This window comes from Streptomyces sp. MS191, assembly GCF_008042125.1.
Classification (GTDB): Bacteria; Actinomycetota; Actinomycetes; order Streptomycetales; family Streptomycetaceae; genus Streptomyces.
In genome coordinates, this window is record NZ_RDBI01000075.1 from 20,334 (window position 1) to 28,502 (window position 8,169).

Annotated in this window: 8 protein-coding genes; all 8 read right to left on the reverse strand. The window is 73.3% G+C overall.

Translation table 11 applies throughout. The annotated features are described in order from the left end of the window. Positions 1 to 25 precede the first annotated feature (25 nt). On the reverse strand, positions 26 to 1,048 hold the full coding sequence (locus tag EAO71_RS33495) for a 3-oxoacyl-[acyl-carrier-protein] synthase III C-terminal domain-containing protein (RefSeq protein ID WP_147981595.1): 1,023 nt from the start codon (positions 1,046 to 1,048) through the stop codon (positions 26 to 28). 77 nt (positions 1,049 to 1,125) lie between these two features. Beyond that, complete coding sequence (locus EAO71_RS33500) at positions 1,126 to 3,075, reverse strand: anthranilate synthase family protein (RefSeq protein ID WP_147981596.1); 1,950 nt, start codon at positions 3,073 to 3,075, stop codon at positions 1,126 to 1,128. After that, the gene (locus EAO71_RS33505; RefSeq protein WP_147981597.1) at positions 3,072 to 3,734 is read right to left on the reverse strand and encodes an isochorismatase family protein; all 663 of its coding nucleotides are present in this window, start codon (positions 3,732 to 3,734) and stop codon (positions 3,072 to 3,074) included. The genes EAO71_RS33500 and EAO71_RS33505 overlap by 4 nt, the downstream gene beginning before the upstream one ends. Before the next feature lie 63 nt (positions 3,735 to 3,797). Then, complete coding sequence (locus EAO71_RS33510) at positions 3,798 to 4,568, reverse strand: 2,3-dihydro-2,3-dihydroxybenzoate dehydrogenase (protein WP_147981598.1); 771 nt, start codon at positions 4,566 to 4,568, stop codon at positions 3,798 to 3,800. Then, entirely contained in the window at positions 4,565 to 6,109 is a 1,545-nt protein-coding gene (locus EAO71_RS33515; protein ID WP_147981599.1) for an amidohydrolase family protein, read from the reverse strand. Before EAO71_RS33515 ends, EAO71_RS33510 begins: the two co-directional genes overlap by 4 nt. Beyond that, entirely contained in the window at positions 6,109 to 6,318 is a 210-nt protein-coding gene (locus EAO71_RS38320; protein WP_261992474.1) for a phosphopantetheine-binding protein, read from the reverse strand. The genes EAO71_RS33515 and EAO71_RS38320 overlap by 1 nt, the downstream gene beginning before the upstream one ends. Beyond that, entirely contained in the window at positions 6,284 to 7,864 is a 1,581-nt protein-coding gene (locus EAO71_RS33530) for a (2,3-dihydroxybenzoyl)adenylate synthase (protein WP_315986629.1), read from the reverse strand. Before EAO71_RS33530 ends, EAO71_RS38320 begins: the two co-directional genes overlap by 35 nt. Then, the coding region (locus EAO71_RS33535; protein WP_315986628.1) for a 3-oxoacyl-[acyl-carrier-protein] synthase III C-terminal domain-containing protein at positions 7,864 to 8,169 on the reverse strand (306 nt) is incomplete at its 5' end. The genes EAO71_RS33535 and EAO71_RS33530, both read right to left, overlap by 1 nt.

Below are 8,169 nucleotides of genomic sequence, written 5' to 3' on the forward strand. Positions count from 1 at the left end.
GTGGCGTACGGGTGGTGCGGGCGGGTCAGATCCCGTCCGCGGTGAGCACCGCGGCGGAGAAGGTGAAGCCCATGCCGGTGCCGATCACGAGGATCCGGTCGCCGGGGCTCAGGAGGTCGTTGCGCAGCAGGTGGTCGAGGCCGTACAGCTGGTCGCAGGGGCCGAGGTGACCGATGGTCAGGCCCAGTTCGTGCAGCGAGTTCCGGGGCGCGATGTCGAGGTGCCGTACGAAGCTCTCGCGGTGGAGGGTCCGGCCGACGAAGGGCGTCACCAGCCAGTCGACGCCGTCCGGGGCGACGTCCGCCTCGCCGAGGGCGCGGGTCACGACGCTGCGGGTGCGCTCCACCGACCGGGTCTGCACGTCGCGCAGCGACACCTCGCCGGTGGCGAGGAACTCGCGGGTCCGGCGGCGCATGTCCGGCTGCTCGCCGGGCGCGGTGCGGAAGGGCTCGGCGCCGCGGGACAGGCCTTCCAGAACGGTGTCGGTCTCGCTGACCAGGGAGCGCAGGCGCAGCCGGCCGGTGTCGCGGGCGACCACCGCGGCGGCGGCGCCGTCGCCGAAGACCATGCCGGGCGAGGTGTACCAGCGGTTGGCGGGCTCGGCGAAGCGGTCCGCGAGGGTGATCAGGGCGGAGGGCACGTCGGGGCGGGCGATCAGGGTGGAGGCGGCGAGGTCGAGGGAGGCGAGGGAGCCGTTGGACCAGGCGGCGACGGTCATCGGCATGCTGTTGAGGGTGGGGCCGAGCAGTTCGCGGGCGATCCAGCAGGCGGCGGGCCACATGTCGATGCCCTGGAAGTGGCCGTGGCTGTGCAGGACGAGGGAGTCGGGGTCGACCCGCGCGCCGCGCTCGCCGGCTTCCTTGACGGCCTGGCGGCCGGCGGTGACCGCCATCTCCGGGGGTGCCTCGGTGGAGCGGGAGTAGCTGATCATTCCGGTGCTGGCGGCGGCGTCGGCCGAGTAGGAGCCGTCGGCCACCGCCTCGTCCACCGGCACGGATGCACCGAGGGTGCCTCCGGTGCCGGCGATCCAGATGTTGTCGAAACGCATCGGGCAGGTCCTTTCCTGGGTGGGCGCGAGGAGGGCGGAGGCGGTGCGGGCTCGTACTGCCGTTACCAGTAATGACGTTATGCAGGTATCGCAGTGGGGACAACGGCGTCCCGATAAAGCTCCGTTACCTCTCCGAGCAGCGCGGAGATCAGGCCGGCGAGCAGCTCACCGCCGTTCCGGGTCAGCACCGAGGCGGGGTGGAACTGCACCGAGGCGAAGCCCGGGCCGCGCAGCGCGTGCACCTCACCGCTCTCCTCCCGGAAGACCCGGACCTGCCCCGGGCGGGCCGGGCAGTCGATCAGATCGCGGGCGGAGTGGGCGGCGAACGTGTTGTAGAAGCCGACCGGTTCGGTGCGGCCGAAGCAGTCGACGTGGCGCTGGAGCCCCTGGGTCGGCATCGGGTGGCGGACGAGCGGGAGCCCGAGCAGCGTGCTCAGCACCTGGTGGCCCAGGCACACGGAGAGGAACGGGATGCCCCGGTCGAGGAGTTCGGCGGTCACCTCGCGCATCCGGGCGATCTTCGGGTCGTCCGCGTCCCGCGGGTCGCCGGGCCCGGGCCCGACGATGACGAGGTCGTGCGCGTCGAGCCGGAAGTCCTCGTCGTGACGCTTCACGACGATCCGCAGCCCCTGGGCCTCCAGCAGGTGCCGCGCCATCGCGGTGAAGGTGTCCTCCGCGTCGATCACCAGCACCCGCCGGCCGGCGAGCGCCGGCACCGCGCGGCTGCGGTCCGCCGGCGGCCGGAACCAGAACTCGGCCAGCGGCTCGTTGCGCGCGGCCAGCGCCCGCAGCACCTCCGGGTGCGCCGCGATCCCCGCCGCCTCGCCGGCTCCCGCCGGGGCCCCCGCCGGGGAGCGCAGCGCCTCGACGAGCCCGGCCGCCTTGGCCCGCGTCTCCGCGGCCTCGCCCGCCGGGTCGGAGTCCCGGACGAGGGTGGCGCCGACCGGGATACGGACCCGGCCGGCCGCGTCGACCTCCGCCGTGCGGATGAGGATCGCCGAGTCCATGCTGCGCTCGCCGTGCTCGTCACGGCCGATCAGCGCGGCCACCCCGGCGTAGTAGCCGCGTCCCTCGGGCTCGTGCCGGCTGATCACCTCGCAGGCGCTCTCCAGCGGGCCCCCCGTGACGGTGGGCGCGAACAGCGTCTCGCGGAGGATGTCCCGTACGTCCAGGGAGCTGTGCCCCTCGATGTGGTACTCGGTGTGGGCGAGCCGGGACATCTGCTTGAGCGCGGGGCCGGTGACCCGGCCGCCCAGGTCGCAGACCCGGCCCATCATCTTGAGCTCCTCGTCGAGCACCATGTAGAGCTCGTTGGCCTCCTTCGGGTCGGCGAGGAAGTCCAGCACGCCCGCCAGGTCGGGGCCGTCCGCCGGATAGCGGTAGGTGCCGCTGATCGGGTTCATCACGACCCGGCCCGCGTCCAGGCTGATGTGGCGCTCCGGGGAGGCACCCACGAAGGTGCGGTCCCCGGTGTGGATGACGAAGGTCCAGTAGCCGCCGGGGTCCCGTCCGGCCAGCCGGCGGAAGAAGGACAGCGCGGTCGCCGCCGACCAGCCGGCGACCTGCGCGGTGAAGGACCGCTTGATGACGAAGTTCGCCCCGGCGCCCCGCCCGATCTCCTCGGTGAGCACCCGGCGCACCCGCGCCGCGTACTCCTCGTCGTCGGCGTCGAAGCGGGCGTCCTCCAGGGCGATCGGCACGTCCGGCAGGGCCGCGAGCACCTCGTCGAACGGCAGCACCGCCTGGTCGTCGACGCTCATCGTCAGCAGCGGCGCGCCGTCGTCCGGGCAGGCGTAGCCGCGCTCGCGGATCTGCCGGTACGGCAGCAGCGCGAGGACCTCGTGGCGGGCGCCGGTCCCGGCCGCCGGCACGGCCGGCAGCGGGATGTCCGCGATCAGCTCGCGCGCGGCGGTCCGGCCGACGACCAGGTCGATCCGGTCGGCCCCGGTGGCACCGGGCCGGTGGAGCAGGGCGAAGGGCGGTGGCTCGGCGCCGAGCACCCGGTCGAGCAGCGGGTGGACGCTCATCGCGCACCTCCGTCCAAGGCGGCGAGGACCGCACGGGTGGAGACGGTGACGGAGCAGCGGGAGGAGACGTACTCCAGCGTCTCGCGGTGCCGGGCGGCGGAGAAGTCGGCGATCGCGTCGCCGACCACGAAGGTCTGGATGTCGTGGGAGAACCCCTCGTGGGCCGTCATCAGGATGCCGACGTGGGCGTAGACACCGCAGATGACCAGCTGGTCGCGGCCCGTGCGGCGGAGCAGGGCGAGCAGGTCCGTGCGGCAGAAGGCGCTGGGCCGCCACTTGGTGAACACCTGGTCGCCGGGGGCCGGCGCGATCCGCTCCGGAATGGCCCGGTGGTCGGGGTCGGCACTCATCCCCGCACCCCAGAAGTCCTTCAGCAGGCCGCGCTGTTCGTCCGTCATGCCGCCGGGCTGGGCGGTGTAGACGACCGGCGCCCCGGCCTCCGCGAACGCGCCGCGCAGCGCCTCGGTGTGGTCCATCAGGTCCGTCAGGGGCTGGCGGCCCTCGTCCGGACCGCCGTGACCGAAGGGGCTGAGGAAGTAGTTCTGCAGGTCGTGGACGAGCAGCACCGCGCGGTCGGGGTCGACCGTCCAGGGTGCGGTGTTGCTCGGCAGCTCGTCCTCGGCCGGCATGGGATAGGAGTCGATCAGAGGGATCGCCATCGTGGCTCCAGGGATAAGGGAAGAAGGAGGGCAAGGGAGCAGGGGGTGGGGAAAGGGACGCGGTCAGACGCCGAGCGCGGCGCCGCCGTCGACCGTCAGCCCGTGCAGGGTGATGTGCGCGGCCCGGTCGGAGAGCAGGAAGAGCACCGCGTGCGCGATGTCCTCGGGCTGGGCGAGCTTCCCGAGCGGGATGCCCACCCGGTACGTGGCGGGCGAGCCCGCCACGGAGGGGCCGGCCGCGTCGCCGTCCGCGTACATGGCGGTGAGCATCGGCGTCTCGGTGGAGCCGGGCGCGACCACGTTGCAGCGGATGCCGTACCGGGCCAGTTCGAGGCCCAGCGTCTTGGTGAAGCTGGTGGCGGCGGCCTTCGAGGCCGCGTAGGCCGCCATGTTCCAGCGCGGGATGCCCGCGGCGTTCGAGGCGACCGTGACGATCGCCCCCGAACGGCGCGGCACCATCCGGTTGGCGACGGCCCGGCTGACGTGGAAGACACCGGTCGCGTTGACCGCGAAGGTGGTGTCCCAGTCCTCGTCGCTGTAGCCGGCGACCTCGCCGGTACGCAGCACACCGGCGGCGTTCACCAGGTGGTCCAGCGGGCCGAGTTCGCGCTCGGCCCGGTCGACGGCGGCGTCCACCTCCCCGCTGGAGCGCACGTCCACGCCCAGGGCGAGCACCGCCGCGCCCTCCGTCCGCAGTTCCTTCTCCAGCGGTTCCAGGGCGYCCGGATCGGCGTCCAGCAGCGCGACCCGCACACCGTCCGCGGCCAGGGCGCGGGCGACCGCCGCGCCGATCCCGCCCGCCGCCCCGGTGACCAGGGCCGTCTTCGCGTTCATCGCCTTTCCTTCCGGTCGGTGGGGAGGGGTGCCAGACCCGCCCGGGCGAGCCGTCGCGTCGCGAGGAACTCGGTGCGCTGCCTCAGCCGGGCGGCGACGGCGTCGGCGTCGACCCCGAGGCAGCGCACGGTGAAGGAGCTGAGCGCCTCCAGGTAGTCGGCCTCCAGGACCTCCTCGTCCAGGCCGGTGGACCGGCCGTCCTCGATCAGCACCCGGCCGGCGACGACCACGGTGTCGACGTCCATGGAGCCGCCGAGGGCCAGGAAGCCCTCCAGCGGGCGGGGGTTGAGCAGATAGCGCCAGTCGTCGGCCTTCACCAGCAGCAGGTCGGCCTGCTTGCCCGGTTCGAGGCTGCCGATCCGGTCGCCCTGGTCGAGCCCGCGGGCGGGCAGCCGGGTCGCCATCGCCAGCGCGTCGGTGGGCAGCACCTCGGTGGGGTCGGCGTACATCTCGTTGTAGATCTGCCAGGCCACCCGCATCGACTCGGCCATGCCGCCGATCGGCATCGCGGCGCCGTCGGTGGAGAGCGAGACGTCGAGGCCGGCCCGCCGGAACTCGGGGAAGAGCCGGGTCTCGGTGAGGGACGCCTCCCCCGCGGGCCCGTACTTCGCGGGCGAGTGGCTGATGTGGGCGCCCGCGCCGATCAGCAGCGCCCGCTCGCCGGCGTCGGCGAACGCGCAGTGCACGGCCATGAAGCGCTCGGAGAGCAGTCCGAGATCGGCGAAGCGGCGGACCGGGGTCGAGCCGTGGTACGCGAGCATCACGTCCGCCTCGTTGCGCAGCGCGCCGACGTGTGCGGCGAACGGAACGTCGAAGCGGGCCACCAGCTCGGCGAACCCGGCACCGAGTTCGTCGGTCATGTTGGTGCCGTAGACGGCGGTGGGCCAGGCCCGCACGAGCCCGTCGGGATCGCCCGAGCAGTCGATGAGGAGCTTCTCGATCCGCTGGAGCTCGTCGTCGGCGTCGCGGGTGCGGCGGAAGCGGGTGTCGCCGGGTGCGCACACCGCGTCCGAGGCCCAGGTGCTCACCGTGAGGCGCATGCCCAGGTCGCGGGCGGCGCGGGCGAGCGCCTCCGGCTTGTTGAGGGAGCCGACGTCGCCCAGGGCGGTGACCCCGGAGCGCAGCTGGGTCCACATCGAGTACCGGGCGATGGCCAGCGCCTCGTCGGGCGTGAGCCGGTCCACCTGGCCGTGGAAGGAGTCGAAGATGACGGAGATCTGCGGGACGTCGCCGCCCAGCGCCATGAACACCGGCTTGTCGTCCCGGTCCGAGGCGTCGCGCAGCGCGCCCTTGAAGGGGAAGCGCATCGCGAACATCTCGTGCCAGTGCGGGTTGACGAAGCCGGGCAGGATCATCCGGCCGCGGGCGTCCAGCGTGCGCAGTCCGGCGCGCTGTTCGGGCCGGATGGCGGCCTCGACCTCCGCGACGGTGCCGACGGCGGTCACCACGCCGTTCTCGGCGAGGACCGCGCCGTCGGGGACGACCCGGTCGCCGGCGTCCGCCGGGTACAGGCAGCCGCCCTTGATCAGCAGGGTGCTCATCACGCCACCTCCGCCTCTCGCGCGTGCCAGGCGTCGGTGAGGTGGCGGTGCCAGGCGTCGAGGGTGGGTGCGGCGGCGAGTTCGGCGAACTCGGCGGGCAGGCCCTGTCGGCGCCAGCGGGTGACGAGGCGCATCATCTCCAGGGAACCGAGGCCGAGGTGGACGAGGTGGGCGTCAGCGGGGACGGTGTCGGGCTGGACACCGAGCACGGCGACGACTTCCCCACGGAGCTCGTCGGCGGAGAGAGGTGAGGTACGGGGTGCGGTTCGTGCGGCACGTGTGCCGGCCATGGCGGTTCACCCTTTCTGGGCSGAGGGGCTGCTGACGATGTCCCGTCCCGACGACGACGTGGACGCGGTCCTGCACACCCAGGGCCGGCCGGTGTCCCCGGCCGACGAGGTCCGGATCGTCGACGAACGCGGGGCGGACGTCCCGGCCGGTGTCACCGGTGACGACGTCCTTCAGCCGTCCCCGGACGATCAGCCGTCCCTCGGGCGTGAGGGAGGCGAGGTCACCGGTGCGGTAGAAGCCGTCCTCGGTGAACGCCCTGGCGTTGTGCTCGGGTGCCCGGTAGTAGCCCCGCAGCGTGTACGGGCCCCGGGTGAGCAGCTCGCCGGTGACACCGGCCGGGACGTCCGCCCCGCGTTCGTCGACGATCCGGACCTCGTCGGCCGGGGACACCGGCCGGCCCTGGGTGTGCAGGACCGCGTCCACGTCGTCGTCGGGACGGGACATCGTCAGCAGCCCCTCGGCCATGCCGAAGACCTGCTGGAGGCGGCAGCCGAGCTCGGGGGTGATCCGGGCGGCCAGTTCCGGTTCCAGCCGGGCCCCGCCGATCTGGAGGACCTTCAGGCTGGACAGGTCGGCGTCCGACCACTCCCGCTCGTCCAGCCAGAGCCGGGCGACGGTGGGGACCACCGAGGTGAGCGTGACGCCCTCCCGCTCGATCAGCCGGAAGCAGTCGTCCGCGGTCGGGTCCGGGGCGAGGACGACCGTGCCGCCCGCCGAGAGGGTGCCGACCACTCCGGGGCAGCCCCAGGTGAAGTTGAACTCCACCGGCAGGGCGGCCAGATAGACGTCCTCGGTCGTCAGGCCGGCCAGGGAGGCCACCGTACGGGTCTGGTACGCGTAGTCGTCGTGGGTGCGCGGGATCAGCTTGGGCAGCGCGGTCGTGCCGCCCGACAGSAGGAAGAAGGCCACGTCCGAGGGGTCGTTGGCGGGCAGCTCCACCGGGTCGGCGTCGACCGACTCCAGCGGGACCACCGCGGGCGACGTGGTCTCGCCCTGGGCGTAGATCCGGCGCAGGGCGGGCAGTTCGGCGGCCATCTCCAGGGCCAGCGCGGTGTGGTCGAAGCCGCGGAAGACGCCGGGGACGACGTAACCGGAGGCGCCGGACAGCTCGCACAGGTGCCGGATCTCGTTGGAGCGGTGCGAGGTGAGTGAGAACACCGGTTTCGCGCCGGCCCGGAACAGGGCGAACGCCACCTCGACGAACTCGGGCACGTTGGGCAGCTGGAGGACGATCCGGTCACCGGGCTCCACGCCCTGGCGGACGAAGCCGGCGGCCGTGCGGTCCACCCGGTCGGCCAGTTCGGTGTAGCCGATCCGGCGGTCGCCGGCGACGATCGCGGTGGCGTCTCCGTACCGTTCGGCCCAGAGCCGGGGCAGCGCGCCCAGGTCGGTGCCGTTCCACAGCCCCTCGCGCCGGTAGCGCTCGGCCGTCTCGGCCGGCCAGGGGGTGCATCCTTCGAGCATCACAGGTCTTCCTCCTGTCGTGCGGTGCCGGGCAGATAGGGCGCGGTGATCTCGACGACCGCGCAGGCGACCTCCATGCCGGGGCCGGCCGCGAGCAGCAGGACGCGGTCCCCGGGGGCGACCTCGCCCCGTGTCCAGAGGCGTTCGAGGCCGATGAAGGGGTCGGCGGCTCCGACGTGCCCGATGTGACGGGTGAAGTCCCAGGTGCCGTCGGCGGCCTCGATCTCCAGCGGATCGAGGTAGATGGTGTGCAGGGCGCCGTCGGCGTAGTTGGTGTGACAGATCCGGGCCACCTTCTCCAGGCC